Raw genomic sequence first — 25,784 nt, forward strand, 5'->3', positions numbered from 1 at the left:
TGGTGAATGGTTTAGGACAGACAATTTTAAAATGGATGGCAGTAGAGAAAGGCTTAACCTAACAGTTCGAGGAGGATTTATCATGACCTTACAATTATTATTCATAACCGTTACGATAACAAAGAATCATAGAACATTAAGTCAAGAGTTAGATGAGAGAAGAAAGCGTGAACTCATCGAGAGTATTGAATATAAGAAGAGTTTTTACATCTAAACACTGGTCAAAAGGCAGAACGGTTCAGTTCTGCCTTTTTGAGTATATTAAGGAATATAGAGCAACTTCGTTTTGAAAATAAGGTTGTGGGTATTGATAACAATAAGACATTGTATAAGAATAGTATTACTGGATGAAAAACATGATCTTTTTCGCCAATGAATTTATCAACATTAGGAGTGAGGAACTTGAGAGAACTTCAGAAACAGATTGTAGATGAATTAGGTGTACAGCCTTCCATCGATGTTAAAGAAGAAATGGAAAAACGAATTACCTTTTTGAAAGATTACGTTAAGAAAAGTGGTACGACAGGTTTTGTTCTTGGTATATCCGGGGGACAAGATTCGTCACTAGCGGGGCGTCTCGCACAAATGGCCGTTGAACAGTTGAGAGAAGAGGGGACAGACGCATCCTTCATCGCAGTTCGTCTCCCGTATGGTGAGCAGAAAGATGAAGACGATGCACAAGCGGCTCTTAAGTTTATACAGCCTGATCAAACGGTGACGATCAATATCAAACCTGCTGTCGATGCTTCAGTATCCGCTTATCTTGAAGCTACTGGCAATGAGCTAACTGATTTTACAAAGGGTAATAACAAGGCCCGTGAACGGATGATTTCTCAGTATAACATCGCAGGTGATGAAAACAAGCTGGTCATTGGAACGGATCATGCAGCTGAAGCAGTTACTGGCTTTTATACGAAGTTTGGGGATGGTGCTTGCGATATCGCGCCACTGTTTGGTCTTAACAAACGACAAGGACGTGCCATTCTTGAACATCTTGGAATGCCAGAGCACCTCGTCGATAAAGTACCAACGGCAGATTTAGAAGATGATCGTCCCGCTCTTCCTGATGAAGAGGCCCTAGGAATTAGCTATAACCATATCGATGAATACTTAGAAGGAAAAGAGATTCCGGAGGATGCTGCGAAAACGTTAGAAAGCCATTACTTAAAAACGAAACATAAGCGAAATTTACCTCCAACCATTTTTGATAACTGGTGGAAGTAATCAGTAAAGATGACCCGAATAGGGTCTCTTTTTTTTTGTGTAATTTATATTGGGGGCATAAAGCTTAATTTGATTGGAAAGCATGTTCATAAAAATCTTTCTGCTACATAGGTTTCAAATAAGGTTGACCACATTAGTGCTTGAGCGCAAAGATTATATAAAGGGGCAATGAAATTGGCTCATTCAAAAGAGTACTATAACAATCTTGTAAAGAGTATTCTACAGATGCTTTCATTAACAACTACCGTTACAATTGAAGAACATTTCCCAGGGAACAGAAATATAGGTGGTAAGTTTTCGTTGAAATCAGGAGCGATCACGCTATACCTTGAAGAAATCAAACTTCAATGTATTCGTGTGCTAGGAACGGATGAGAGGATGGTCGATTATTTTAAAATTATCTTGGCTCATGAAATCGGTCATTCGGAAGATAAAGACTTAGAACAACTCGCCAAACGTAAGCAAGTAGCCAAAAGTAATTATGAAAAGCACCAGTTAGCGATAAAAATTGAAGACAATGCATGGAACTTTGCGAAAAAGGTGTTTCCAGAGCTTTTACCTCTTATAGAGATAATCATGGATCACTCCATGTCAATCTACAAGAAATCCAGTTAATTTGACAGAAAATTCTGTGTACAAAGCGTTGAGAAGCTGATAAAATAAAACAACATACCGTTGCCATAGCCTAGTGCGTAAAGGTGTGAAGGGCATGAAAGTAATCAAGACATACTACCCTAGAGTTAAGACAATCGAAGTGTTTATGTTCCTTGTTTATATGATCGTTGTTTTATTTGGCACTGCACTCCTGTGGGTCAAAGGTGATTTAACTGTTGAAAGATGGCAAACGTTTATCATGATTGGATTTATTTATATCGCATTCTGTGTATTGTTGAGCGTCTGTATCCGTACGCAGCGAATTGAACTGACAGAGAACGGAATGCACCACAAATTATTCGGTTTAAATCGAAGGGTCGTCGCCTTTTCTTCTGTGAAAAGAGTGACGTTTGGAAAAGTGAATGGCTCACTTGTCATAGCAATCGAGAAACATTTTGATAGGAAAACCACTTACGTCCCGTATATTCCATTTGAACAAGATTGGGATGAAATCGTCTCTTATATCAAACAGAAGAATAAGAAAGCGATCATTGCTATCTAAACGTCCATATGGGCGTTTTTTGTTATAATCTCGACATTCGGTAACATGTTCTTACCTTAAAGAATAGACTGCCATAAGCGAGGTGGGGCACTGGTGGAATGGTTTGAGATTGTTGGTGTTGCTTCTGTTGTGACAGGTTTAACGTTTATTCGTTTAAAATATGGTCGTAATTCAAGGCATTACCGCTATTTAAGGGAGGAGTATATGTCGGAAAAATGGTCAAGAGAAAGAAAAGCTCATCGAGATTAGTGAAAGTATGCTAATCCGGTGAGCTTTTTACTTTTTAAGGAATTGAAAATGGACAGACACAGCAGCCTCGACCTATACATAAGCTTAAGATAAGGTGTAAGCCCACCATATGGGAGGTGAGTATGTGTCGTTACTGGCAGCACTTGCTTACTTGTGTAAGGAAGTCCTTTTCTTCGTCTCATTTGTTAAAAACAACGCTTTCCCACAACCCTTGTCAAAAAAGGATGAAAGAAAGTATTTAGAATTAATGGCCCAAGGAGATGAAGATGCTAGAAATCGATTGATCGAGCACAATTTACGTCTTGTAGCCCATATTGTAAAAAAGTTCGAGAATACCGGAGAAGATCCGGAAGATCTCATCTCCATCGGAACGATCGGTTTGATCAAAGCAATCGAGAGTTATTCGACCGATAAAGGAACGAAGCTTGCTACCTATGCAGCTAGATGTATTGAGAATGAAATCCTAATGCATCTACGCGCTCTTAAGAAAACAAAAAAAGATGTCTCCCTTCATGATCCGATTGGTCAGGATAAAGAAGGAAATGAAATTTCGTTAATCGATGTTTTAAAGGCAGAAACAGAAGATATCGTTGACCTCATACAGCTAAATATGGAAAAGCAAAAAATATATGATTACATTCATATATTGGATGAAAGAGAGAAAGAAGTAATCGTAGGTAGGTTTGGTTTAAATCTAGAAAAAGAGTTGACCCAAAGAGAGATCGCAAAGAAGTTAGGGATATCAAGAAGCTATGTATCTAGAATAGAAAAGCGTGCGTTGATGAAACTGTTTCATGAATTTTATCGCAACCGAAAAGAAAAAGGAAACGGTGCATAGCCTGCCATTTGGCAGGTTTTTTTATGAAGTAAAAATTGGAAAGTGAAAACTGTTGATAAGAACAAGTGTTCTGCATATAATATGAACATAGGAAAAGAAGGGGGAAGTGTCATGTTCAAGGTATTACAGAACTGTCTTCAACGTCACCTCTCAGTCGACATGATCTATATGACTTCAGAACAAATGATCACAAAGCGCACGGTTACACTATATAAACTATCCCAAAATGAAATTAAAGGGTACTGTCACTTAAGGCGAAGCATTCGCACTTTCAAAGTGGATCGCGTTCTAGCTGTATATCCAACTATGGCACGGATCACAAAAAAGTACGGCATACAAAAGACAAGTCTCAGGTAAAGTACCTGAGACTTGTCAAATCATACTAACTCGTTTACTTTTACTCGACTGCTTTCTCATTCGTATTGTATGTGCTCAATATTTTCCTCGTCCAAACCTTATAACCTTCACCGTTAAGGTGTAGTCCATCAAAGGTGTACTCTTTGTTTAGTTGACCATACTTTAGAAAATCAGGGTGTAAGTCTAGATAGTGATAGTCATACAAACGTGTAAGGTTCTTTATTTGCTCGTTCAACGTCGTTATATCTTTGTTTCGAACGTTGTGCTTCGTTAGGTTCCTATTGATAGGAAGAATACTTTGCACGTATACAGTAGTGTTTGGAGATTGTTTTTTTAATAGATCTAGAATGTATTTATAATTGGCTTCAATTTTTTCTATCGATTGTCCAGCGATCATATCATTGATTCCGATCATGATATACAATCGTTCAGGGTTAGCTTTTGTGATCTCATCGATTCGGTTGATCACTCCTGTCGTCGTATCACCTGCTATGCCTCTGTTTAATACCTGATGGTCACTTAGCGCCTCCCCCCATTCATAATAATCCGTCAGGCTATCTCCTAGAAAAATCGTTTCACTTTCTTCATGCTTATACGAATCATAGATGCTTTTCTTCGTTTGATAATATTTTGTGTAATAAGTAATATTTTTCTTTTTAGATTCAGAATCATTTTCAGGCATCTCATTCGCATTCGTACGAATGAAATTTGATTGATTCTCAGCAATCAAAAGCAGAAGAGCTAATGCACAAGTAATAAATGTAAGGATGAATAATCTTTTCTTCAACATAATCACGCTCCTATAGAGTACGATAGCCATTATACCCTTTCTTCATCCAACTGAAAGGAAAAAGAAGACTTTTTTTATGAAAATAGTAAAAAAACCCCCCTGGATAGGGGGTTATAATGCAATGTGTGACTCTCTTGTTAGAAAGTCGACGTCTTTGTAATAGGAATCCTTCACGAGTAGGTTAGGACCGAGACACTTTACTGCAGGGCAATGACAGCTAACGGACTTAGCAATCTTACTATCTTGCCATTTCTGATAAGCATCATTTAAGTTTGTATGTTTAATATTCCCTAAAGGAGGCGTGTCTCCAAAGTCTGTTACGATTATATCTCCATCGAATATATTCATGTTAAGGCGTGACCGACCATCAGGATCATTTCTAACCGTAACATTAGGTTCAGCGTATAAGCGCTCCAAAAGCTTTAAATCCTCTGGATTCGAACTACATGGATAAAATGGCAGTGTACCGAACAATAACCATACATTTGGATCTTTATGATCCAGTAGTCTGTGAATGCCTTCTCGAATTTCTTCTAAGGAGGCAATATCAAGGTCTGAAGCGAAATCTGATGGGTACATAGGATGAACCTCATGCCTTTGACAACCCATATCAGCAATTTGCTTGTGAATCGCTTCAATATTAGGTAAGGTTCTACGATTGATCATCGTTTCAGCAGAAACCAACACGCCATTTGACGTTAAATCTTTGGCGTTCTCAACCATCCGATGAAAATACGCTTCACGTTGTGCTATGGTCGGTTTTTTATCCATAACTGCAAAGCCTATGTCTGTAAAATCATCTATGCTTCCATAGTTATGAGAGATATGTAAGACATCAAGATACGGTAAAATTTTATCATATCGTTTACGATCTAGCGTTAAGTTTGAGTTGATTTGTGTCTTCGCTCCTCTGTCATGTGCATACTTCAGAAGAGGGACCACATAATTCTTCACGGACTTCATCGATAGCATAGGTTCTCCACCGGTAATACTTAGCGCCCGAAGTTGTTCCACTTCATCCAAACGATCTGTTAAGAGCTGTAGTGGGAGTGGATCTGGATCTTTCGGTTGCAATGTATAACCCACTGCACAATGTTCACACCTCATATTGCAAAGTGTGGTTGTTGTTAATTCAATGTTAGAAAGGACCTGCGTCCCGTGTTCTTCTACGTCCATATAAGCTTCCCACGGGTCATTTGTGGGGGTTATGGTTGTTCTCATTGGATTCGACCCCTTTTTTCATTAAATTGCTGTTTCCTTCATTGTAGAACAATATGCAATATAAAAATAGCCACTTCAAGGAATTCAGAAAACTCCGCTAATCCCTATACAATAATGACAAACTCTACATAAGCTATCATATCTAGGGTGGAGTAGGTATTAAAGAGTGAAGGAGGGGGAGCATGAGTTACGGTTACGGTTATGGTTGCGGATACCCAGGGTACGGTTACCCATATCCACCGTATCCTTATCCAGGCTACGGCGGTTACTTTGCATTAATTGTTGTTCTTCTAGTATTGCTACTGGTTATTGGTGGAGGATATTACTACTATGCGAATTTTTACGGAAGAAAGTATTGATAGGTGACCACCTATCTATTTTTTTTATAAAAAAAACAAACACTCGAGGTTACCCTCTTGTGTTTGTTTTGTTGGAGGATGATTTTAAATCATCTCTCGTTGTCTTTTCCCAAAGAGGGACCCCTTTTTGGTAAGCTGCTCTAGAAATCATATGACCAGAAACAGGAGCTGTCATGAGGATAAAGATAATCCCAAGAACCAGTTTCCCACTGACCATATTTTGTTCAATCCAGAAAAATAGAAAGGCAGCGATCAAAATTCCGGCGACGCCTAAGGTAGCACTTTTTGAAGCTGCATGAAGGCGCGTGTATACGTCAGGTAAACGAAAGACACCTAGGGCTCCAGAGAAAAGAAAAAACGTTCCGATGATCAAGATGATACTAATCACGATTTCTTTCAATGATAACACCCTTTTCTAAGAATTTAGCAATCGCTACAGTACCTATGAAAGCAAGTATCCCTATTAGAAGGATAATGTCATTAAAATACTGGGTCTCAAGCTTAATAGCAAGAATACCTGCGATCGCCATAAGGTTAATGCCGATCGTATCAAGTGCTACAGCACGATCTGGATTTGAAGGCCCTTTGATCGCTCTATATAAAAGAAAGAGTGTTGAGATTGCGATAACCACTATACATAGCGTTGACACTGTTGATAAAAGTGAGGTCATCTTGTCACCTCCATGATTGCTTTTTCGAAGGTTCCTTTAATTTCTTTAATCACTTCGTCAGCATCAGGCGCGTCCATTGCATGTACATAGATAAACATGTTGTCAGGAGAAACTGAAACAGAAAGCGTTCCAGGTGTTAACGTAATTAAATTCGCTAGCATCGTGATCTCCCAATTTGTTCTTACTTCGATCGGGACAGCGATAATTCCAGGTTCCATCTTTAGCTTAGGACTATATACAAGCTTCACAACTTGTATGTTAGCCATAATAAGCTCTTTGATAAATAAGAACAACAGCTTGACGATTGACCATAGTCTGTAGAAATAGAAACGATCGGGAATGAAGCGCTCCATCAGTAGCAGTAGAACGATTCCTGATAAATACCCAATAAAGAATGTGCTGAATGAATAACTTTCAAACAAAAACATCCATAAAACAGCGATGATCAAGTTAATAATAATTTGAATTGGCATGCCATCTACTCCTTCATCACCGAATCAATGTAGTTGATTGGATCTATCAATTGATCTCCAATCGTTTGAACGGTTGGGTAAAAGAATTCTGCACCAATCCCAAGCAGTACAGTAAAGAACAATAGAAATGCAGCGGGTGCTACTTTTTTGCGAATCGATATGCTCGGAACGCTTTCAAGTTTGTCTTCTCCCCAAAATCCTTTGATAAAGATTTTGATGATTGAAATAAGGATGAGCAGGCTAGTCAAGAGACCGATGACTGCAACAACGTAATGTCCTTCTTCAAAAGCACCTCTTAGAATCAGTAGCTTTCCTACGAATCCACTAAAAGGAGGTAGTCCTGCTAGCGCAAGTGCTGCGATGAAGAACAACCAGCCGAGCACAGGTTGGTGTCTGATCAACCCGCCCATTTTTCGTAAGTCGGATGTGCCGCTGTAAGCAGCCATGGCACCTACAAGTAAAAATAATGCTGCTTTAATAATCATGTCGTGGACAAGGTAGTAAATAGATCCCGCTAAGGCAGTAGTGGAAAACAAGCCAATACCAAGAATCATATATCCTACTGCCGGTATGATGTTATAGGCTACGATCAATTGAATATTGTTTGTTGACAACGCACCGATCACACCGAATACCAATGTGAATGCAGCTAAAAGGATGAATAGCTGATGCGTAAACGTAAGCTCGTAAACGAAGATCAGTGAAAACACTCTTAGTATTGAATATACCCCTACTTTTGTTAACAAAGCTCCAAATAGAGCTGAGATCACAGTTGGAGGGACGGTATATGATTTTGGTAGCCAGAAATATAAAGGAAATAATGCCCCTTTAGTGGCAAACACAAGAAACAGCAGAATAGCAATGGTCGTAAGAATGCCACCTTGCTCAACTTCCCCAACACGTTCTGCTAACTGAGCCATGTTTACGGTACCTGCAACTGCATAGATGAAGGATACTGTCGTTACAAACAAAATCGATGATAACAAATTGACAATGATGTATTTAAATGACTCTCTAAACTGCTCTTTCGTTCCCCCAAGAACAATCAATCCGTAAGATGCAATCAGCAGAACTTCAAAGAATACGAACAGGTTAAACAAATCTCCTGTAAGAAAGGCACCACTCACACCAGCGATCAAAAGCTGAAAGAGTGGATAGAAATAAAACCTTTCTCTTTGCTCATCAAGTGAATGAAACGCATAGAAGGCGCAGGCTGTCGCAACGATATTAGCAGTTACGACAAGTACCATTGCAAGTGGATCTGCTACAAGGACGATTCCATAAGGTACAGTCCAATCTCCTGCTTTTAATACGAGTGTGCCATTTTGCACAACTTCGTAGGCGACCGCTGAAACAGCAATCAAGTTTACGATTACCATAACCTTCGTAATCATTCTTACGATAGCAAGTTTACTGTTGAAAAACACAAGAAAAATTCCGGTCAAAAGTGGAAGTAATATTGGCAATATGACTAAGTTACTCATGTTCGTTTCCCCTTAATTTCTCCATATTATCCGTTCCGTTAGTTTGATACGCACGATACGCTAGCACGAGAAGAAATGAAGTTACGCCGAAACTGATTACGATAGAAGTTAAGATCAACGCCTGTGGTAGCGGGTCGGCATATTTCGTTACGTCTTCAGTTAATATGGGGGGATTTCCACGGTTAAGTTTCCCCATCGTAATAATGAAAAGGTGAGCACCGTGCGACAATAAAGCAGTTCCAATAACGATCTTTAAAATTTGCTTTTGAAGCATCATATAGACCCCTGCTGTAAAAAGTAATCCAGCCAGCACGGACATAATAATTTCCATTATTCATTTCCCCCCTTCTTGTTCGGACGTAGTTTGATCATTGTGAAGATACCGATCGCAGCGAGACCTAGTACAAGAATTTCAAGCAATGTATCGAGACCACGGAAATCAACAAGAATGACGTTTACAATGTTGTCTCCTCCACCGAGTTTGTAAGAATTTTTGATGAAGTATTCAGAGATCGGTTCAAACATTTTCGTGCTATGAGAAGCAATTCCGATCAATGTTACGATCACACCAACTGAAATAGAGATCACCCAGTTTACAACCTTCGTTCTTGACGGAGTTTTCTCCTTATTAAGATCAGGAAGGTGATAGAAACAAAGTAAGAATAGTGCTACTGTTACGGTTTCTACGATAAGCTGAGTTAAAGCTAGATCGGGTGCTCTGAAGAACACAAACAGTAACGATAACCCATAACCTACAATACCTAGAACTAGAATTGCTGCTATTCTGTTATTCATAAAGATTGTTCCAAAAGCTGCAACCGCCATTACGACGGCAATCATTACTTCAGGCACGGCAATAGGTGCGAGGTCATCAGTTGATAAGTTAAAACCACCTGTTACGCTCATTGTGACTGCTAACAATACTACTGAGAAAGTAAGAATATAAACAAGGTAATGTCTTAGCGATCCGGTCATATATCGATTCGTTACCTTCTTAGAACCCGTCTCTAATCCATTCATAAATGCGTCAAACACTTTTGCTGCAGACATTTTACCAGGGAGAATATCGTATACTTTTTCCCATTTTGTTCGTGTTAAGTACAATATTGTTCCAAAAACAAGAACAGCTAAACTCATATACAATGCAGTGTTATTAATTCCATGCCAAAATTTAATATGGGGGTCGACCGCTTTCCCTGTGATCGAGTCAACCATAGGTGCTAGTAATGATTTACCAAAAACATCTGGTACGATTGCGATGATAACGACAAGTGCTACTAATATCATCGGAGAGATCAGCATACCGATTGGAGCTTCATGAGGCTGCTTTTCAAGTGTATCTCTCTGTTTTCCAGTGAATGTACGGAAGAACAGCATTACAGAATAGATAAACGTAAATATACTTCCTCCAACTGCAAGATAAGGGAAGAACGGTGCAACCGATTCTACGATTGGAGAAGAATGTTTAAAGAGAGATGCTTCGAAAAACATTTCCTTACTTAGAAAACCATTGAATATTGGTAAAGGGAATCCAGCCATTGAAAAAGCTCCAAAGAATGCAAGAGTAGCTGTGATCGGCATAAACGTAAATAGCCCACCTAGCCTACGTATATCTCTTGTCCCTGTTTCATGATCAACGATTCCTGCAACCATAAAGAGACTTCCTTTGAACGTTGCATGGTTAAGGATATGGAACACCGCTGCTAAGATGGCTGCTTTTGTCCCAAACCCAAGCATAGCCATGATCATTCCTAACTGACTGATGGTTGAGTAAGCAAGAATGGCTTTAAGGTCTGTTTTTCTAACAGCCATATAGGAACCCCAACATAAAGTCAGAAGTCCAAAGCCACTAACGATTAGAAAGAAAAGGTCAGTACCCGCAAAGACAAGGCTCAACCTTGCTACAAGATAGATCCCTGCTTTTACCATCGTGGCGGAGTGTAGGAAAGCACTTACCGGTGTTGGAGCTTCCATCGCATCTGGTAGCCAGGTATGAAATGGGAATTGCGCTGACTTCGTAAAAGCTCCTAACAGAACTAATATTAAGATGAATGAGAATAATGGTGACTCAACGATGAGATCAGCATTTTCAATGATTCCTCTAATGCTAGTTGTCCCTGTAAGATCAGACATGAGCAAGAACCCACCGAGCATTGCAAGACCACCAAAGACCGTAATAACCATTGATTTCAATGCACCAGCAGTTGACTTTTCACGCTGGTACCAATAGCCGATCAATAAGAAAGATGAAATACTAGTTAGTTCCCAGAACGTGTAAAGTACGAACAGATTATCTGATAGAACGACGCCAAGCATTGCTCCCATAAATAATAGAAGGTAAACATAAAAATGGCCAAGTTTTTCCGCTTTATTTAAGTAATAGATGGAATACAGAACAACGAGCGATCCGATTCCGGTAATCAGAAGCGCGAAAAATAGGCCAAGACCGTCGATATAAAGTGTGACGTTTACACCTAGTGAAGGAATCCACTCAAACGTTTTTAGAGTATGTACACCTTGTAATACATTTTTGATAAAAGTTAAAAAATACCCGAATAGTAAAATCGGCACTGCTAAAACAAACCATCCTAAGTGGACTTGTTTAACGCCCCGATAAATAAACGGGATGAAAAACGCTGCCAAAAAAGGAAGCAAGACAGCTGCATGAAGCATTCTATAAAACCCTCCCTAATTAAAGCTCACTATGAAAAAGTTCAAATGAACTTATTTTGCAATACCTCAATTGTAATCAAAAATCGACTCATTTTTCAACTTTTCATGCTCGAAAAATAACTTTACCGTATAAGTTTTCCAAACTTCGCCGATTCTATTTGCGAAAGGAGACATCTAATGATAAAATCCATATTTATTCTTACACTCATTTTTATCGGCGTAGTAGGGTGTGAATCAATATATGAAAGTAGTGATCCGACTCCCTATGGTTCGAGAGAATATTATCGAGTTGTTGACATTGAGCCAATCGGTGCAGCAATTTGGGAGGAAATGAATCTATCTAATGCATTAGCATCAATCAAACATCAGATAAAAAACGAAACAACAGTTAAAGATGTCGTTGTTTTGACGCATAATGAACAGGTCGTTGTAGCGCTTAAACCTTATGCGTATGATAGGGGCAAGATAGGAGATTTGCTTTCTAAGTATGACGGGGTGTTTAAGGATCAGGGGATGAATGTTGCGTTACTTACAGCTCCGAACCACTATCGTAAAGCAAAGCAAATGATGAGGTCAGAAGAGATCGATAGCGAGATCTGGGAATCTGAGTGGGGAGAATTCTTTCGTTAAAAACAAAAAACCAACCTTATAAGCTCAAGGCTGGAACAGTTAAACTCTTAATAATGTGACCTTTTCATTAAGACTTCTTCTCTCGATCTCTTTTTGGATTAATTTAATGAAGTCACTGCTTAGTTTAAGCTCTCTAGCTTTTACATAGGATTCGATCAACAGATCATCAGATAATTTTTCCAACAAGGCACCTCCTAATAATCTGGTTATTTTAACCGTTCATTCCGCATATAGTGTATGTGGATCTTTTATTTGCAGTTAGCTTACCACGTATGCACAATCAGAACAACCGTTCCGTTATCCACAGTTAATCGTGGATAAATTGTGGGTATATTGTTTATATACTTCAAATATTCAATAAAATGATGGTGGATTATGTGTATAAGGTTATCCACAGGCTGCCATTTTTACAAAATTTGTCGAAAAGTTTTAGTGATCATTCAAGATTTAGTATAGCCGGAATAGAAGGTTGTTGTACCTCTTGAAATTATTGATACAATAGGAATGTCATAAATACTAGGAGTGTTGCAATTGTTTAATTCTTTGTTACCTGATGAACATGTAGAAGATATATACCAAATCAAACCTGAGGCTCTTAAAAAACGAGGGGTTAAGGGGATCATTACTGATCTGGATAACACGCTTGTGGAATGGGACAGGCCCGATGCTACTCCAGAGTTATTAAAGTGGTTCAGACAGATGAGTGATGAAGGCATCATGGTTACAATCGTTTCAAATAATAACAAGAGTCGTGTAGAGAAGTTTGCTTCTCCAACTGAGATTCCATTTATTTATGAAGCGAAGAAACCAATGACGAAGGCTTTCCGAAAAGCCTTAAAGGATATGAAGATTGCCCCTGATGATGCTGTGGTCGTAGGAGACCAAATATTTACTGATGTACTTGGTGGTAATAGGATGGGACTTCATACTATACTTGTTGTTCCAGTAGCTAAAACTGATGGAGTTTTAACAAGGTTCAACAGAAAAATGGAAAGTGCATTCCTTTCTTGGATGAAACGCAAAGGGAAGATAAAGTGGGAGGAATAAGGTTGGAAAACGAAAGAATTATTTGTGCCGGATGCGGTGTTACTATACAAACTGAAGATAAAGAGGCATTGGGATATGCACCTCCATCAGCTTTACAACGTGACGTTGTGATATGTCAGCGTTGTTTTCGTCTGAAACACTATAATGAGATTCAAGATGTATCCCTTACAGATGATGATTTCTTGAAGATACTGAACGAAATTAGTCAAACCGATGCATTGATTGTAAAAATCGTAGACATCTTTGACTTTAATGGAAGTTGGTTACCAGGTATCCAGCGCTTTGCGGGTAACAACCCGGTATTGCTCGTAGGGAACAAAGTAGATCTATTACCAAAATCAACAAACAAGACGAAGTTGATTAAATGGATGCAGGGCAGTGCGAAAGAAAATGGTTTAAAGCCTTCCGAAGTGAAGTTGATGAGTGCTGCTAAAGGTGAAGGGGTAATGGATGTTGCTACTGAAATAGACCGTTTACGTGAAGGTAGAGACGTCTATATCATAGGGTGTACGAACGTAGGTAAATCAACATTTGTGAATAAACTGATTCAGGAATTTGGCGGCGACACTGAACAAATGATTACGACGAGCCAGTTCCCTGGTACAACACTTGATCTTATCGATATTCCTCTTGATGATGGAAATACGTTATACGATACTCCTGGAATCATCAATCATCATCAGATGGCCCATTTTGTCGATGCTGAGGAATTAAAGCTGATCAGTCCGAAAAAAGAAATCAAGCCAAAGGTGTTTCAGTTAAACGAAGGACAAACATTATTCTTTGGTGGGCTTTCCCGACTAGATTTCGTTGAAGGCGGACGTCAGTCCTTTATTTGTCATGTCTCGAACGATCTTTATATCCACCGCACTAAGACAGAGAAAGCAGATGAATTGTATCGCGACCACCTTGGAGAGTTATTGTATCCCCCTGGTGAAAAAACGAAGCATGAGCTCCCTGCACTTGTTGGTCATGAATTAAAGATCAAAGAAGATAAGATGGATATCGTCTTTTCAGGTCTTGGATGGGTTACCGTTTCAGGAAAAGGATCGACTGTAAAAGCATATGCGCCTGAAGGAGTAGGGATCTCGATTCGAAATTCACTAATATAGGAGGATCGCTATGGGGAAACTATTTGGACTAGTCGGCCATCCTCTTGGCCATTCGATGTCTCCTCTCATGCATAATACTGAATTTAAAGAGCTCGGGTTGCCGCATCACTATCAACCGTTTGATCTGAAAAAGGAAGAGCTTGAAGAAGGTATTAAAGCATTGAGGTTACTTGGAATCGAGGGATTTAATGTAACGATCCCTCATAAAGTGTCGATTATTCCTTTATTAGATGAAGTCGAACAAGAAGCGATGGAAATTGGAGCGGTCAACACGGTTTATCGGAAAGGCGACCTTCTGATTGGAGCAAACACAGATGGTCAGGGCTACCTTCAATCCTTGCTAAAGCTTATAGGAGAAGATAGTCTCATAGATAAAAAAATATTAGTGGTTGGCGCGGGTGGAGCTGCTAGAGCGGTTGCAGTATCCATTTCAAGATCTGGTGTAGGATCGTTAACGATCGCTAATAGGACGTTAGAAAAGGCTGAAGAGTTATGTAGGGTTTGTAGTACCTATGCAGATGTGAACGCCATACCGCTCGACACTGCGAGCTCATCTTTAGAAACTTACGATATCATCATCAACACGACGTCGATTGGCATGAGTCCAGAAACGGATCGCGTTCCGTTGCCTGTTAAAGGTATTAAAGATGGGACCGTTTTGAGTGATCTAATCTATAATCCACTCGAAACGCTCTGGCTCACTCAAGGAAGAGAACAAGGTGCTATTACTGCAAATGGCATTTCGATGTTTGTTGAGCAAGGTGCACTAGCATTTGAAAAATGGTTAGGAATCAAACCAGATCGATACAGAATGCAGGAAACCGTTTTAAGAAAGTTAGGAGGACTATAATGTTAACAGGAAAGCAAAAACGATTTTTACGTTCAAAAGCACATCATTTAAATCCAATTTTTCAAGTTGGTAAAAGTGGAGTGAACGAGAATATGGTGCAGCAAATAGAGGAAGCCCTTGAGGCTAGAGAACTTATTAAAGTAAGCATCCTTCAGAATTGCGATGAAGATCGTGATACTGTAGGTCATGAACTTTCTCGTCAAGCTGATGCTGAGCTTGTTCAGATCATCGGAAATACGATCGTACTTTATAAAGAATCATCAGAGAACAAAGAAATCATTCTTCCATAATGGAGGACAAGAAAATGAGAGTTGGTCTCTTCGGAGGAACGTTCGATCCGCCACATATTGGGCATTTGACACTTGCTCAAGGAGTTCTTGAAGAATGTCAGTTAGATGAAGTGTGGTTCATGCCTACACACCTCCCACCTCATAAGGATGGAAAAGTGAGTGATAATCACCATAGAGCTGAAATGGTGCAGAGAGCAATCGAAGGTAATCCTTCTTTTAAAATCTCGTTGGTCGAGTTTGAAAGAAGCGGCCGTTCGTACACAGTCGATACAATCGAGATTTTAAAAGACAGCTACCCTGACATCGACTTTCACTTTATCGTCGGTGGCGATATGATAGAGGATTTGCCGAATTGGCACCGGATTGATGATCTATCTCAAATGATTTCTTTTATTGGTGTCAACCGTCCTGGTTATGAGCCTGGTAACGAGATGAAGAACGTAAGGTTGATCGATGTTCCTCAGATTGACGTTTCCTCTAGTTTGATTAGAAGTGCAATCATATCTGGTAGAAGTGGACGGTATATGCTGACTGAATCAGTACGGAATTATATCGTTAGGATGGGATTATATGATGAATAGAGAAGAAGCATATAAGCTTGTAAAACCTCACCTAACTGAACATCGGTATGAACATACGATAGGTGTTACGAATACAGCGGTCGAGCTAGCAGAGAAGTATGGTGCAGATGTAAGAAAAACAGAAACCGCTGCAATATTCCATGACTATGCCAAGTTTCGTCCAAAAGATGAAATGAGGCAGATGGTGGTAGATTTTGGCTTGCCTAAAGATCTTCTTGATTACTCGACTGAACTCTTACATGCCCCAGTTGGTGCTATCTTAGTGAAAAAGGAAATAGGGATTAAAGATGGAGAAATCCTAGATGCCATTCACTATCACACTTCAGGACGTCCAAACATGACGTTGATTGAGAAGTGCGTTTTTCTAGCCGATTATATAGAACCGGGGCGGAAATTTCCTGGGGTGGAAGAAGTGAGAGAGTTAGCAACAGTTGATCTTGATCAAGCGATCGTACAATCCATTAAAAACACGGTAAACTTTTTGATGAAGAAAAATCAACCAGTTTATCCTGCGACGTTCGAGACGTATAATGATCTTGTCAGGCCAAGAGAGAAGGGAGAAACAAATGGAAGAAAATAACATGATTACGTTGGCTGCAAAAGCAGTAGATGACAAACGTGCAGAAGATATTATCGCTTTAAATATGAACGGTATTTCATTGATTGCAGATTATTTCTTAATCTGCCACGGAAATTCTGAAAAGCAAGTACAAGCAATCGCAAAAGAAGTGAAGGATCAAGCTCTTGAACAGGGACTGGAAGTGAAGCGACTTGAAGGATATGAGCAAGCACGCTGGGTGCTTGTCGACCTAGGATCCGTTATCGTCCATATCTTCCATAAAGATGAGCGAAATTATTACAATCTAGAAAAACTCTGGGGAGATGCACCACATCTACCTTTAAATGAAATTTTAGCGTAAATGGTTTCGTACGAACAAATTTCATATGTTTATGATCGTCTAATGGAAGACGCTCCTTATGACAAGTGGCTTGAATTAGTTATGAACGAGCGGTCTAGAGGAAAAGTCTTGGACCTTGGTTGTGGGACAGGTGAATGCTCAATACGGCTTGCAGAAAAAGGGTATGATGTTACAGCTGTAGACCTCTCAGAACAAATGCTATCTGTTGCTCATGATAAAGCCATGAGGAACAATGTGAACGTTCATCTGATTCAACAAGATATGCGGGAACTAGAGACAAATGAACAGTACGATGTGATCACGATCTTTTGTGACTCATTAAACTATGTTGTTGAAGAAGACGGGGTGAAATCCACTTTCCAGAGAATCTATAATCATTTAAAACAAGATGGAATCTTATTGTTTGATGTACACTCGTTGCATAAGATCAACGATCTTTTTGTGGGTCAGACGTTCGCAAGCAATGACGAGGACATCTCATTTATATGGAATAGTTTTTCTGGAGGGGAAACAGGCTCAGTCGAGCACGATCTTAGTTTCTTTTTGGAAACCGATGAAGGTTTATACGAGCGTTTTGATGAATTGCACGTACAACGAACGTTTCATCTTGAGGAATACACTAGATGGCTAGAAGAGTCTGGATTTAGTGATATAAAGGTCACCGCTGATTTTTTAAATCACACTCCTACAGATACCTCTGAGAGAATATTTTTTAAAGCATGTAAAAAAGGTTGATTTCAAATGAAATCAACCTTTTTTGTACTTGTAGAAGGACTTCATTTATAGAAGTCGAATATAAATGGTTGCTGTACTTAGTTTTGCCTCGTCTCCTCTTTAAACTGCGTTTTAATCACTTTGCGATCTTCATCGAACTTTTTATGCGTACTTTGAATCACATGATTGAACATTTCACCGGTTTCATTTTCAAGCACTTTTAACCCTTCCCCAGTAACTCCTCCTTTAACAGTCACCTTCTTCTGCAGTGTTTCCAATGAGTAATAGTCCTTTTCGAGAAGCTTTCCCATTCCAATCAGCATTTCAGTCGTTAAAATCGTAGCCTGTTCTCTGGATATTTCTGTTTCTGAGACAGCACCATCAATGAATTTTTTAAGTAAGTAACTTAAGAATGCCGGGCCACAGCTTGCGAGATCTGAAGATACTCTTGTGACTTCCTCTTCGGTCTCGATAGGGGTCGAGATTTGTGACATAAGATACATGAGCTTTTCTTTGTTCGCCTCAGAGCATCGATTACTAAACGTAACAAGTGAAGCTCCGCTAAGAGCTCTATTTGTAATGCTTGGAATCGCTCTTGCAACATCACATGAAACAAAGGTTTCTAATTCCCTCACTTGGATGGGGCTCGTTATGGAGACGACAAGCTGATCTTCTTTCAACTCATTTCGGATACTTTTTAGTAATGGGAAATATTCATGCGGTTTAACACAAATAAAGATAATTTCTGAATTTCGAATGATCTCTTCATTGTTTTGAGCTACGTGGATTCCTTTGTACTGTTTCTTTAAAGAATGCGCTTTTTTACTTGTGCGGTTGATGATCATAAGTTGTGAAGGCTTTACTGCGCATGAGTCAATAAAGGAAGATATTAGGATCGTGCCCATATTCCCGGTACCAATCACCCCGATTTTCAATTACTTCCCCTCCTTCCACACGCATTTCTCCTAAATAGATATGATGGCTCCACGCATTTTATGTTTGTTGAACATTAATTAGAAAGGAATGAGCATTCGTTGGAATTTGTGAAAAGTCTTTCTCATCGTGAAAAAGGTATAATCGGGATAGCGATCGTTGTGGTACTTATCAGCCTGTTTCTTATCTATAGGTCAACGTCTACAGAGAATGAATCCTATTTTGAAGAGACAGAGATCAAAGAAGAGAAGGTCGAAGCGGAACCTCAAGTTGAGGAACTTCCCTACATAATGGTAGATGTGAAAGGAGCGGTCGTTAAACCAGGTGTATACGAGGTTAAGAATGATGCGAGGATCAAAGATATCATCACTCATGCAGGGGGGTTTTTGAAGGATGCAGATCAAAATCAGTTAAATTTAGCTGGAAAAGTGGTAGATGAAATGATGATTTATGTACCAGTAAAGGGAGAGGTAAGTGCGCAAATACCATCCCAAAATGATGAGAACAAGTTAATATCGATTAATTCTGCTAGTTTAGAAGAACTGCAGGAACTACCTGGAATAGGTCCAGCAAAAGCGGAAGCTATTATTGCATTTAGAGAAGAACAAAGCTTTACTGTAATAGAAGACCTCAAACAAATCAGTGGTATTGGTGAGAAGACCTTTGAGAAATTAAAGGATTTAATAACTGTAAAATAAGTGTGATTGACGATAGAGCACAAATCGCTCAAACTAAACGGTAGAATAAAGAACTTAGGGGGTATAACATGAATCGAATTTCGTGGGACCAGTATTTCATGGCCCAAAGTCATTTGCTTGCATTACGGAGTACGTGTACTCGATTGACAGTAGGGGCTACGATCGTTCGAGATAAGCGGATGATCGCAGGCGGCTACAATGGATCTGTATCAGGTGGGGTTCATTGTATCGATGAGGGCTGTTATGTGATAGATAACCATTGCGTGAGAACCATTCATGCAGAAATGAATGCAATCATTCAATGTGCTAAATTCGGTGTTCCAACAACCGGGGCAGAAATCTATGTTACCCATTTTCCTTGTATACACTGTTGCAAAGCAATCATTCAAGCTGGTATAAAATCTGTCGTTTACGCTACAGACTATAAGAACCACCCTTATGCGATTGAATTGTTTAAAGAAGCTAACGTACAAGTTCGACAGGTTGAACTTGAAGAGATGATTTTAGAGCAGAATAGTCAAGAAAAGTTAGATCTAACGGCTGAACTACTAGGGAAATTAACGGACGCAGGTTTAAGTTCTGAAGAGGTAAGGCCTTTATACGAAAAAGCGTCAAATCTCTATAGTAAGATGTGAGAGGTAACCTATGGTTAATACCAGCCTCAGCAATGACTGGCATCACAAGTATCGAATCACTTTATCCGATCTTGTTCTTATCCTTCCTTCTTATATGGTGTGCGAGGAAAGCTCCTCGCTTATCCATTTTTGTATTACTTACCTTTATCTCTTTTTATACTTATGCCGGTGTTAGTGATGCTCGAAATAATACGCATCTATCTGGAAAAGAATCGAGCATAATGGGAAACGTTCATTCGATCCCAACTATCGATGGATCCAAGCTTTCTTTTGAATATAAAACGATATCTAACGAGAAGTTAATGGTGGTGTACTATATAAGTTCAAAACGCGAAAAGGAAAACCTAAAAAGTCTTAAGGTAGGTTCATCCTGTACACTTTCAGGAGCATTAGAAGCCCCTCTGGCACCGGGTGTTTCATCACAATTTAATTATAAAAAACATCTCCAACATCAGCATATTCATTGGATTTATGAGCTTGATCAATTTCCTCAATGTAACCCCTCGCCTAAATCCCTAGGGACCCTTTTTCAGAATATAAGACAGGAAATACTTGTAGATATTGAGAAACACTATCCTGATGAATTAAAAGGCATATCAGCTTCCCTGCTGATTGGGGAAAGAGGTTTAATGGACCCTGATGTAGAAAAAGCGTATCGAGAACTAGGATTAAGCCATGTATTAGCCGTGTCGGGTTTGCACGTTGGAATCGTGTGTGGTCTGGTGTTTTGGGTGCTTATTCGTATAGGTTTTACAAGAGAGCGTGTATATGAGCTACTGTTCTTTTTGTGTCCTATTTACATGGTTATTGCCGGTGCTGCTCCTTCTGTAGTTAGAGCTTCGATCATGATGATGTTTATCTCCATGATTTTAAGAATGAAACGATCCCCTAACCCGCTTGATGCCATTTCTAGTGCTTGTGTACTCCTTTTGATCTACGATCCCTTTGTTGTTTACCATATCGGGTTTCAACTTTCTTTTCTCATAACATTTGCTTTGATCATCTCTTCAAAAAGTATTTTCCACAGGTATCAAACGCCATTCACTCAATTGTTTATCGTTTCACTGTTGGCTCAAGTTGTTTCCCTTCCCCTTATTTTATTTCATTTTTATGAGATATCCCTCCTCAGCTTACCTTTAAATATATTATACGTACCCGTAATCTCAGTCGTAATCCTTCCTGCTGTATTTGGATTGGCTATTTTAAGGTTGTTCCATCTTACTTCAATCTTTCAAGTTTGTTCTGCCGTCCTATCTTTCTTTGTGGAGATCATTCATCGTGTATTCGTATGGTTGAATCAGTTCAACTTCTCATTGATCTTTGGAAGTCCTCCCATGATTGTGCTCATCTTAGTGTTTATCAGTACCTATCTGGTTCTCTTGATATGGGAAAAGAAGACTGTGATTAAGGGAATGATCGCGTGGGTTTCTGTTATTTTCGTAATCTATATGCTGCCGTATATGAACCCCTATGGTACAGTTGCGTTTTTAGATGTTGGACAAGGTGATTGCATCATCATCACACTGCCTTTTCAAAGGCAAACCATTGTCATCGATACTGGTGGAACACCAGTATTTGGTGAGAAGGAAAGGTGGGAGCAACCACAAAGCCAATTTGATGTAGGCGCTGACATAGTCGTACCGTATTTAAAATCAAAAGGCATACGTTCTATCGATCTTTTGCTTTTAACTCACGGTGATTTTGATCATGTGGGTGGGACGATAGCAATTTTGAATGAGATTAGTGTTAAGCATATAATGTTGGATCGAAGTGATGAACAGACGAATACTGAAAAAGAGATCATGCAACTAGCGAATAAGAAGGGGAGTAAAATGTTAAAAGCAAGTGAAGAATTAAAATGGAATTCTGGTGGAGCGTTCTTTTCGATTGTTCAAGCTTTACAGGTTAAAGAAGAAAACGATGGTAGTATCGTTCTTTATGCGGAGCTAGGAAAGTATCGCTGGCTATTTTTAGGCGATATAGAAGAAGTGGGTGAAAAAGAGTTGCTTAGTTCGAATGACAACATAAAAGCTGACATCCTTAAGGTTGGGCATCATGGAAGTGATTCATCGAGTTCGGAAGAATTGATTCGTGGAGTCGATCCAAAGATCGCGGTAGTCTCAGCAGGAAAAGATAATCGCTATGGACATCCACATCCCGATGTGATTGCACGCTTTAAAGAACTAGGTGTGAAGATGATGAGAACGGATGAGAGTGGTACGATAACTTACAAATTTCTCTTAGGTAAACGGGGGACATGGCACGGTCAAAGAAACGAAAAATAGACTGCCTGAAGGCAGTCTATTTAGCTGATTGCTTTAATTGCCACAGCTGTGAAAAAAATGATGGAAAAGAATAGAAATGGTACAACAAATCCAACAGCTGATTCAACTGCATCATTGGACTTATGCTGAACATCTTTTTCGAACTCGTTCATTAGTCTTCCCTCCTGCTTCCCTGTTAGTATGAACAATCAACTACCTTCGTAGTCATTATGTAAGAAGGTATCATACAGGTGCATTTCATTCCATATTGTAACATGTTTTATATGAGTTGTCTTTATTGTGGTGTGGGAGATTTGTCATTTTGAAGAATATTGGATTAACAATGAATTCGCTCCCTTTCCTGTAAAGAGTTGTCACCTATACTTTATCTTTGCATAGGATATCCTATCTACTACAACAGAATATCGTTGGTGGGCGGGAGTCCTAGGCCCCTCTCATCAGCGTTTACTATAAATGGGAGGCTGGTGTCTGTAGCCGGCTTCCCTTTTATGCTTGCCAATAACGATGTCTCCAATTAGGATAGAAATGGACAAACGAAAATTGAGGTGTAGGATTATGTCCGTTTCGGAAATTAAAAAGAAGATAAAACAAGGCAATCTTGACCCCGTTTATCTTTTGACGGGTACAGAAGCATTCTTAATTCATGATTTAGTGAAGTTAATTATTGAGAAAGGACTTCCTGAGGAAGAAAGAGAATTTAGCTTAGCTACATATGATTTGAACGAGACGCCAGTTCAAGAAGCGATCGAAGAAGCAGAAACGATGCCGTTTTTAGGAGAAAAGAGAATTGTCATTTTGAAAAACCCTACTTTCTTAACTGCGGTAAAAGATAAAAGCAAAGTCGAACATAACATCGATGTGCTTGTAAAGTATGCAGAGAATCCTTCACCGTTTACTATTCTCATTATAGAAGCTCCTTATGAAAAATTGGACGAGCGAAAAAAATTAGTCAAATCCTTAAAAAAGTCAGGAGCTTTTGTAAAAGCCGAAGCTCTACAAGATCATCACCTGGGAGATTGGCTTCAACTAAGAGCGAAGGAGCTCAACGTGACTTTGGATAAAGAAGGGGAAGAGCGTCTCGTACAGCTCATCGGTAGCCACCTGATGTTGTTACAACAGGAAATTGACAAGATGGCTCTTTACGTTGGCGAAGGTGGAACCGTAAGCGAGGACATCGTCGACCTATTAGTCGCTAGGACGTTAGAGAACGATATTTTTGCGCTAATCGATCGTATCGTGAGAAAGGATCTAAATACAGCCTTTCGTATTCTTTATGATTTGCTGAAGATTAATGAAGAACCGATTAAAATCTTATCTTTAATAGGACGGCAATTTCGTATCATCTATCAAGTCAGTGAGCTTGCTAAACGAGGGTATGGTCAAAAACAGATGGCTTCACAGCTGAAGCTGCATCCTTATGCGGTAAAGATTGCACATCAGCAAAGTAAAGCGTTCAATGAAGCTCAGCTTTTATTTATTTTGGATCAAATTGCAGAGACTGACTATGAGATGAAAACAGGAAAGATGGAGAAAAAATTACTGTTAGAGCTGCTTCTAACGAAAATAAAAAGTATTTAAAAAAGCTGTTGGGGTTGCCCCCAACAGCTTTTAACATTTTTAGAAATTAAGCGGAGATCTCGTTATACATTTTAGCAAGACGAGATTTTTTACGTGCTACTGAATTCTTATGGATGATTCCTTTATCAGCAGCTTTATCAATGCGCTTAGAAGCTTCACGTAGAGCTGTTTGAGCAGCATCAACGTCTTTTGCTTCAGCTTTGTTTTCAAAGTCTTTGATAGCAGAACGCATTGCAGATTTGATCGCAATGTTATGAGCGCGACGATCTGAAGAAGTCTTAACGCGTTTAACCGCAGATTTAATATTTGGCATACCTTTCACCTCCTTGCAAGGCTTCACAATTCCATGTCATATCCGTGCATAGAACAAAAAACATTCTATCAAATAGATCGGCTAAATGCAATAGAGAATGAAAAGCTAATACAAAGGAAAGGCTAACATTTAAAAGATGGAAATTAGAGGTGAGCCTATGGTTGATTTAGATATGTACCAAGTGAGAACAGATTTAGCGGTTGAAGCTCAGGAAATGGTGAAAGAGAAAAAAGCAAAGGAAATGAAATCTGAAAAACCAGATGAGCTACAAGGTGTAATCGTAAAGGAAAGAGACCAAGAAGGGGTAAAGATCACCACGGTTGAAGTGACAGAAGCAGGGGAGAAAGAAATAGGGAAAAAAGCTGGCCATTATATCACGTTTGAAGTGCAAGGAATCCGTAGAAAAGATTCAGCTCTTCAGGAAACGGTTCAGAAAGTATTTGCAAAAGAATTCGCTGCATTTATTGATCAACAGGGCATAAAAAAAGACGCGAGTTGTTTAATTGTTGGGCTTGGGAATAGACAAGTAACGCCTGATGCACTCGGACCCAATGTTGTTTCGAACTTATTAATCACAAAGCATCTATTTGAATTACAGCCAGAGACAGTTTCAGAAGGCTTTAGACCTGTGAGTGCTATTACTCCTGGAGTGATGGGGATCACAGGAATTGAAACGAGTGACATCATTCACGGCGTTATTGAAAAAACGAAGCCTGATTTTGTTATTGCAGTAGATGCATTAGCTTCTCGTTCGATCGAGCGTGTAAATACGACTATTCAAGTTTCCGATACTGGAATCCACCCGGGGTCAGGTGTAGGTAACAAAAGGAAAGAGCTAAGCTTTAAAACACTCGGTATTCCAGTCATTGCGATCGGAATTCCAACCGTAGTCGATGCTGTATCGATTACGAGTGATACGATCGATTATATCTTGAAACATTTTGGACGTGAACTTAAGGAAAAAGATAAGCCATCTAAATCTCTTGCTCCTGCTGGGATGACCTTTGGAGAGAAAAAGACATATACAGAAGAAGATCTTCCTGATGCAGAAAAGCGTCAGACGTTCTTAGGTATGGTCGGCACGTTAGAAGACCATGAAAAGCGAAATTTAATCAAAGAAGTGCTAGCTCCTATGGGGCACAATCTTATGGTTACTCCAAAGGAAGTCGATGTTTTTATTGAAGATATGGCGAATGTTATTTCTGGAGGACTAAATAGTGCTCTTCATAGTGAAGTCGATCAAAATAATAGTGGCATGTACACGCATTAAGTCATAAAGAGTAACAATTTGCATACGCATAATGAATAGGACAGGCATTTAATACGGAAGGGGTATGGCTATGGTAGCCTTTTTTCTAAAGTGCTTTCTGCTGATCTCTTTATTGTTGTTCGGTGTTTTACTTGGAATGGAACAAGCTTCAAAAAATATGAATACAATGCAAGGAAGCGATGAGACAGGCGCGTTTCAGCTGACGAAAGCATCAGAAGGAGTGGAAGCTGAGATTCTTGGGACTTCCATCACCAATGAAGATATAGAAGAAAAGCAAAAGATCCTTGAGAATGCCAATGAATTTAATGTATTGGGTGATTTGGGGACGAAGATCAGTGGAGTAATTTCCTCTATGATTCAAACATTGCTCACTTTTATACTGACACTTGTTACTGAAGTTCTTTCTCTTTTTAAATAAAATAAGTCACAGAAG

At 39.3% G+C, this 25,784-nt stretch carries 35 protein-coding genes; 23 read left to right on the top strand and 12 right to left on the bottom strand.

What is annotated here, in order from left to right; genetic code table 11:
• Positions 1–82: 82 nt before the first annotated feature.
• The 7 genes from ACXAEY_RS06965 (at position 83) to ACXAEY_RS06995 (ending at position 3,824) form a co-directional block, all read left to right on the top strand.
• The gene (locus tag ACXAEY_RS06965; RefSeq protein WP_474811014.1) at positions 83–214 is read left to right on the top strand and encodes a YrzI family small protein; all 132 of its coding nucleotides are present in this window, start codon (positions 83–85) and stop codon (positions 212–214) included.
• Between the two features lie 158 nt (positions 215–372).
• Positions 373–1,224 (top strand): ammonia-dependent NAD(+) synthetase, encoded by an 852-nt coding sequence (gene nadE, locus ACXAEY_RS06970; protein ID WP_474811016.1) that lies wholly within the window; start codon positions 373–375, stop codon positions 1,222–1,224.
• Between the two features lie 174 nt (positions 1,225–1,398).
• Complete coding sequence (locus ACXAEY_RS06975) at positions 1,399–1,839, top strand: hypothetical protein (protein WP_270179374.1); 441 nt, start codon at positions 1,399–1,401, stop codon at positions 1,837–1,839.
• Between the two features lie 94 nt (positions 1,840–1,933).
• Complete coding sequence (locus ACXAEY_RS06980) at positions 1,934–2,380, top strand: hypothetical protein (RefSeq protein ID WP_474811018.1); 447 nt, start codon at positions 1,934–1,936, stop codon at positions 2,378–2,380.
• A 93-nt stretch (positions 2,381–2,473) separates the two neighbouring features.
• Complete coding sequence (locus ACXAEY_RS06985) at positions 2,474–2,629, top strand: hypothetical protein (RefSeq protein ID WP_270179372.1); 156 nt, start codon at positions 2,474–2,476, stop codon at positions 2,627–2,629.
• A 124-nt stretch (positions 2,630–2,753) separates the two neighbouring features.
• The gene (sigK, locus tag ACXAEY_RS06990; protein WP_270179371.1) at positions 2,754–3,467 is read left to right on the top strand and encodes an RNA polymerase sporulation sigma factor SigK; all 714 of its coding nucleotides are present in this window, start codon (positions 2,754–2,756) and stop codon (positions 3,465–3,467) included.
• 111 nt (positions 3,468–3,578) lie between these two features.
• Positions 3,579–3,824 carry a WYL domain-containing protein gene (locus ACXAEY_RS06995; protein WP_474811020.1) on the top strand — a complete coding sequence of 82 codons (246 nt, stop codon included), beginning with the start codon at positions 3,579–3,581 and terminating at the stop codon, positions 3,822–3,824.
• Positions 3,825–3,864: 40 nt separating this feature from the next.
• Here the strand turns inward: ACXAEY_RS06995 and ACXAEY_RS07000 are convergent, their stop codons facing one another.
• Both ACXAEY_RS07000 and yfkAB read right to left on the bottom strand, forming a co-directional pair.
• Positions 3,865–4,614, bottom strand: coding sequence for a GDSL-type esterase/lipase family protein (locus ACXAEY_RS07000; protein WP_270179369.1), 750 nt, complete (start codon positions 4,612–4,614; stop codon positions 3,865–3,867).
• Between the two features lie 111 nt (positions 4,615–4,725).
• Complete coding sequence (gene yfkAB, locus ACXAEY_RS07005; protein ID WP_474811021.1) at positions 4,726–5,835, bottom strand: radical SAM/CxCxxxxC motif protein YfkAB; 1,110 nt, start codon at positions 5,833–5,835, stop codon at positions 4,726–4,728.
• Positions 5,836–6,017: 182 nt separating this feature from the next.
• Between yfkAB and ACXAEY_RS07010 the strand changes: the two genes are divergently transcribed.
• Entirely contained in the window at positions 6,018–6,194 is a 177-nt protein-coding gene (locus ACXAEY_RS07010; protein ID WP_270179367.1) for a YjcZ family sporulation protein, read from the top strand.
• Positions 6,195–6,243: 49 nt separating this feature from the next.
• On the opposite strand, the gene mnhG is transcribed toward ACXAEY_RS07010, so the two are convergent.
• The 6 genes from mnhG to ACXAEY_RS07040 are packed head-to-tail and all read right to left on the bottom strand — an operon-like array spanning position 6,244 to position 11,495.
• Positions 6,244–6,594, bottom strand: a complete 351-nt coding sequence (gene mnhG, locus ACXAEY_RS07015) for a monovalent cation/H(+) antiporter subunit G (RefSeq protein WP_270179366.1) — start codon at positions 6,592–6,594, stop codon at positions 6,244–6,246.
• Positions 6,575–6,865: a Na(+)/H(+) antiporter subunit F1 gene (locus tag ACXAEY_RS07020; RefSeq protein WP_270179365.1), complete on the bottom strand. Its 291-nt coding sequence runs from the start codon at positions 6,863–6,865 to the stop codon at positions 6,575–6,577. Before ACXAEY_RS07020 ends, mnhG begins: the two co-directional genes overlap by 20 nt.
• Entirely contained in the window at positions 6,862–7,338 is a 477-nt protein-coding gene (locus ACXAEY_RS07025) for a Na+/H+ antiporter subunit E (protein ID WP_270179364.1), read from the bottom strand. Before ACXAEY_RS07025 ends, ACXAEY_RS07020 begins: the two co-directional genes overlap by 4 nt.
• A gap of 5 nt (positions 7,339–7,343) precedes the next feature.
• Positions 7,344–8,822 (bottom strand): Na+/H+ antiporter subunit D, encoded by a 1,479-nt coding sequence (locus ACXAEY_RS07030; RefSeq protein ID WP_474811023.1) that lies wholly within the window; start codon positions 8,820–8,822, stop codon positions 7,344–7,346.
• The gene (locus ACXAEY_RS07035) at positions 8,815–9,153 is read right to left on the bottom strand and encodes a Na(+)/H(+) antiporter subunit C (protein WP_270179362.1); all 339 of its coding nucleotides are present in this window, start codon (positions 9,151–9,153) and stop codon (positions 8,815–8,817) included. The genes ACXAEY_RS07030 and ACXAEY_RS07035 overlap by 8 nt, the downstream gene beginning before the upstream one ends.
• Entirely contained in the window at positions 9,153–11,495 is a 2,343-nt protein-coding gene (locus tag ACXAEY_RS07040) for a Na+/H+ antiporter subunit A (RefSeq protein ID WP_474811025.1), read from the bottom strand. The genes ACXAEY_RS07035 and ACXAEY_RS07040 overlap by 1 nt, the downstream gene beginning before the upstream one ends.
• 177 nt (positions 11,496–11,672) lie before the next feature.
• Between ACXAEY_RS07040 and ACXAEY_RS07045 the strand changes: the two genes are divergently transcribed.
• Positions 11,673–12,125: a hypothetical protein gene (locus ACXAEY_RS07045; RefSeq protein ID WP_270179360.1), complete on the top strand. Its 453-nt coding sequence runs from the start codon at positions 11,673–11,675 to the stop codon at positions 12,123–12,125.
• Positions 12,126–12,164: 39 nt separating this feature from the next.
• Here the strand turns inward: ACXAEY_RS07045 and sda are convergent, their stop codons facing one another.
• On the bottom strand, positions 12,165–12,308 hold the full coding sequence (gene sda / locus ACXAEY_RS07050) for a sporulation histidine kinase inhibitor Sda (RefSeq protein ID WP_270179359.1): 144 nt from the start codon (positions 12,306–12,308) through the stop codon (positions 12,165–12,167).
• Positions 12,309–12,656: 348 nt separating this feature from the next.
• Between sda and ACXAEY_RS07055 the strand changes: the two genes are divergently transcribed.
• From ACXAEY_RS07055 to ACXAEY_RS07090, 8 genes are read left to right on the top strand one after another with little or no spacing between them, the layout of a single operon-like run.
• Positions 12,657–13,172, top strand: coding sequence for a YqeG family HAD IIIA-type phosphatase (locus ACXAEY_RS07055; protein ID WP_442865077.1), 516 nt, complete (start codon positions 12,657–12,659; stop codon positions 13,170–13,172).
• 2 nt (positions 13,173–13,174) lie between these two features.
• Entirely contained in the window at positions 13,175–14,284 is a 1,110-nt protein-coding gene (yqeH, locus tag ACXAEY_RS07060; protein ID WP_474811028.1) for a ribosome biogenesis GTPase YqeH, read from the top strand.
• Between the two features lie 10 nt (positions 14,285–14,294).
• Positions 14,295–15,134 carry a shikimate dehydrogenase gene (gene aroE / locus ACXAEY_RS07065; protein ID WP_474811030.1) on the top strand — a complete coding sequence of 280 codons (840 nt, stop codon included), beginning with the start codon at positions 14,295–14,297 and terminating at the stop codon, positions 15,132–15,134.
• Positions 15,134–15,424, top strand: coding sequence for a ribosome assembly RNA-binding protein YhbY (yhbY, locus tag ACXAEY_RS07070; RefSeq protein WP_474811032.1), 291 nt, complete (start codon positions 15,134–15,136; stop codon positions 15,422–15,424). Before aroE ends, yhbY begins: the two co-directional genes overlap by 1 nt.
• A 14-nt stretch (positions 15,425–15,438) precedes the next feature.
• Positions 15,439–16,005, top strand: coding sequence for a nicotinate-nucleotide adenylyltransferase (locus ACXAEY_RS07075; RefSeq protein ID WP_270179354.1), 567 nt, complete (start codon positions 15,439–15,441; stop codon positions 16,003–16,005).
• Entirely contained in the window at positions 15,998–16,585 is a 588-nt protein-coding gene (gene yqeK / locus ACXAEY_RS07080; RefSeq protein ID WP_270180597.1) for a bis(5'-nucleosyl)-tetraphosphatase (symmetrical) YqeK, read from the top strand. The genes ACXAEY_RS07075 and yqeK overlap by 8 nt, the downstream gene beginning before the upstream one ends.
• On the top strand, positions 16,572–16,925 hold the full coding sequence (rsfS, locus tag ACXAEY_RS07085; RefSeq protein ID WP_270179353.1) for a ribosome silencing factor: 354 nt from the start codon (positions 16,572–16,574) through the stop codon (positions 16,923–16,925). The genes yqeK and rsfS overlap by 14 nt, the downstream gene beginning before the upstream one ends.
• Positions 16,926–17,660, top strand: coding sequence for a class I SAM-dependent DNA methyltransferase (locus ACXAEY_RS07090; RefSeq protein WP_474811035.1), 735 nt, complete (start codon positions 16,926–16,928; stop codon positions 17,658–17,660). It abuts the gene before it with no gap.
• Between the two features lie 77 nt (positions 17,661–17,737).
• Here ACXAEY_RS07090 and comER read toward each other — a convergent pair whose 3' ends face one another.
• Complete coding sequence (gene comER, locus ACXAEY_RS07095; RefSeq protein ID WP_270179351.1) at positions 17,738–18,574, bottom strand: late competence protein ComER; 837 nt, start codon at positions 18,572–18,574, stop codon at positions 17,738–17,740.
• A 108-nt stretch (positions 18,575–18,682) separates the two neighbouring features.
• Between comER and ACXAEY_RS07100 the strand changes: the two genes are divergently transcribed.
• The 3 genes from ACXAEY_RS07100 to ACXAEY_RS07110 all read left to right on the top strand — a co-directional run bounded on the left by ACXAEY_RS07100 (position 18,683) and on the right by ACXAEY_RS07110 (position 22,190).
• Entirely contained in the window at positions 18,683–19,270 is a 588-nt protein-coding gene (locus ACXAEY_RS07100) for a helix-hairpin-helix domain-containing protein (RefSeq protein WP_270180596.1), read from the top strand.
• 68 nt (positions 19,271–19,338) lie between these two features.
• On the top strand, positions 19,339–19,905 hold the full coding sequence (locus ACXAEY_RS07105) for a ComE operon protein 2 (RefSeq protein WP_270179350.1): 567 nt from the start codon (positions 19,339–19,341) through the stop codon (positions 19,903–19,905).
• Positions 19,906–19,937: 32 nt separating this feature from the next.
• On the top strand, positions 19,938–22,190 hold the full coding sequence (locus tag ACXAEY_RS07110; RefSeq protein ID WP_474811037.1) for a DNA internalization-related competence protein ComEC/Rec2: 2,253 nt from the start codon (positions 19,938–19,940) through the stop codon (positions 22,188–22,190).
• Positions 22,191–22,210: 20 nt separating this feature from the next.
• Here the strand turns inward: ACXAEY_RS07110 and ACXAEY_RS07115 are convergent, their stop codons facing one another.
• Positions 22,211–22,342, bottom strand: a complete 132-nt coding sequence (locus ACXAEY_RS07115; RefSeq protein WP_224878506.1) for a YqzM family protein — start codon at positions 22,340–22,342, stop codon at positions 22,211–22,213.
• 403 nt (positions 22,343–22,745) lie between these two features.
• Between ACXAEY_RS07115 and holA the strand changes: the two genes are divergently transcribed.
• Positions 22,746–23,768 (top strand): DNA polymerase III subunit delta, encoded by a 1,023-nt coding sequence (holA, locus tag ACXAEY_RS07120; RefSeq protein WP_270179348.1) that lies wholly within the window; start codon positions 22,746–22,748, stop codon positions 23,766–23,768.
• Between the two features lie 46 nt (positions 23,769–23,814).
• On the opposite strand, the gene rpsT is transcribed toward holA, so the two are convergent.
• Entirely contained in the window at positions 23,815–24,081 is a 267-nt protein-coding gene (gene rpsT, locus ACXAEY_RS07125) for a 30S ribosomal protein S20 (RefSeq protein WP_270179347.1), read from the bottom strand.
• Between the two features lie 136 nt (positions 24,082–24,217).
• On the opposite strand from rpsT, the gene gpr reads away from it, so the two are divergent.
• Positions 24,218–25,351, top strand: a complete 1,134-nt coding sequence (gene gpr / locus ACXAEY_RS07130) for a GPR endopeptidase (RefSeq protein WP_270179346.1) — start codon at positions 24,218–24,220, stop codon at positions 25,349–25,351.
• Between the two features lie 70 nt (positions 25,352–25,421).
• A complete protein-coding gene (locus ACXAEY_RS07135) occupies positions 25,422–25,769 on the top strand; it encodes a DUF3679 domain-containing protein (RefSeq protein ID WP_270179345.1) in 348 nt (115 codons plus the stop codon).
• The last annotated feature ends 15 nt before the right edge of the window (positions 25,770–25,784 follow it).

It is taken from the genome of Anaerobacillus sp. ABA4_114, assembly GCF_056159065.1.

Bases quoted from the DNA above. Each gene is read 5' to 3' on its own strand.
- ACXAEY_RS07025 (WP_270179364.1), bottom strand. From the start codon at position 7,338: ATGCCAATTCAAATTATTATTAACTTGATCATCGCTGTTTTATGGATG.
- ACXAEY_RS07020 (WP_270179365.1), bottom strand. From the start codon at position 6,865: ATGACCTCACTTTTATCAACAGTGTCAACGCTATGTATAGTGGTTATC.
- ACXAEY_RS07035 (WP_270179362.1), bottom strand. From the start codon at position 9,153: ATGGAAATTATTATGTCCGTGCTGGCTGGATTACTTTTTACAGCAGGG.
- ACXAEY_RS06995 (WP_474811020.1), top strand. From the start codon at position 3,579: ATGTTCAAGGTATTACAGAACTGTCTTCAACGTCACCTCTCAGTCGAC.
- rpsT (WP_270179347.1), bottom strand. From the start codon at position 24,081: ATGCCAAATATTAAATCTGCGGTTAAACGCGTTAAGACTTCTTCAGAT.
- ACXAEY_RS07075 (WP_270179354.1), top strand. From the start codon at position 15,439: ATGAGAGTTGGTCTCTTCGGAGGAACGTTCGATCCGCCACATATTGGG.
- ACXAEY_RS07040 (WP_474811025.1), bottom strand. From the start codon at position 11,495: ATGCTTCATGCAGCTGTCTTGCTTCCTTTTTTGGCAGCGTTTTTCATC.
- nadE (WP_474811016.1), top strand. From the start codon at position 373: ATGAATTTATCAACATTAGGAGTGAGGAACTTGAGAGAACTTCAGAAA.
- ACXAEY_RS07045 (WP_270179360.1), top strand. From the start codon at position 11,673: ATGATAAAATCCATATTTATTCTTACACTCATTTTTATCGGCGTAGTA.
- ACXAEY_RS07000 (WP_270179369.1), bottom strand. From the start codon at position 4,614: ATGTTGAAGAAAAGATTATTCATCCTTACATTTATTACTTGTGCATTA.
- yqeK (WP_270180597.1), top strand. From the start codon at position 15,998: ATGAATAGAGAAGAAGCATATAAGCTTGTAAAACCTCACCTAACTGAA.
- ACXAEY_RS07105 (WP_270179350.1), top strand. From the start codon at position 19,339: ATGAATCGAATTTCGTGGGACCAGTATTTCATGGCCCAAAGTCATTTG.
- ACXAEY_RS07115 (WP_224878506.1), bottom strand. From the start codon at position 22,342: ATGAACGAGTTCGAAAAAGATGTTCAGCATAAGTCCAATGATGCAGTT.
- ACXAEY_RS07110 (WP_474811037.1), top strand. From the start codon at position 19,938: ATGACTGGCATCACAAGTATCGAATCACTTTATCCGATCTTGTTCTTA.
- ACXAEY_RS07030 (WP_474811023.1), bottom strand. From the start codon at position 8,822: ATGAGTAACTTAGTCATATTGCCAATATTACTTCCACTTTTGACCGGA.
- rsfS (WP_270179353.1), top strand. From the start codon at position 16,572: ATGGAAGAAAATAACATGATTACGTTGGCTGCAAAAGCAGTAGATGAC.
- ACXAEY_RS06980 (WP_474811018.1), top strand. From the start codon at position 1,934: ATGAAAGTAATCAAGACATACTACCCTAGAGTTAAGACAATCGAAGTG.
- ACXAEY_RS06965 (WP_474811014.1), top strand. From the start codon at position 83: ATGACCTTACAATTATTATTCATAACCGTTACGATAACAAAGAATCAT.
- ACXAEY_RS07010 (WP_270179367.1), top strand. From the start codon at position 6,018: ATGAGTTACGGTTACGGTTATGGTTGCGGATACCCAGGGTACGGTTAC.
- holA (WP_270179348.1), top strand. From the start codon at position 22,746: ATGTCCGTTTCGGAAATTAAAAAGAAGATAAAACAAGGCAATCTTGAC.
- ACXAEY_RS07135 (WP_270179345.1), top strand. From the start codon at position 25,422: ATGGTAGCCTTTTTTCTAAAGTGCTTTCTGCTGATCTCTTTATTGTTG.
- aroE (WP_474811030.1), top strand. From the start codon at position 14,295: ATGGGGAAACTATTTGGACTAGTCGGCCATCCTCTTGGCCATTCGATG.
- yfkAB (WP_474811021.1), bottom strand. From the start codon at position 5,835: ATGAGAACAACCATAACCCCCACAAATGACCCGTGGGAAGCTTATATG.
- gpr (WP_270179346.1), top strand. From the start codon at position 24,218: ATGGAAATTAGAGGTGAGCCTATGGTTGATTTAGATATGTACCAAGTG.
- yhbY (WP_474811032.1), top strand. From the start codon at position 15,134: ATGTTAACAGGAAAGCAAAAACGATTTTTACGTTCAAAAGCACATCAT.
- ACXAEY_RS07090 (WP_474811035.1), top strand. From the start codon at position 16,926: ATGGTTTCGTACGAACAAATTTCATATGTTTATGATCGTCTAATGGAA.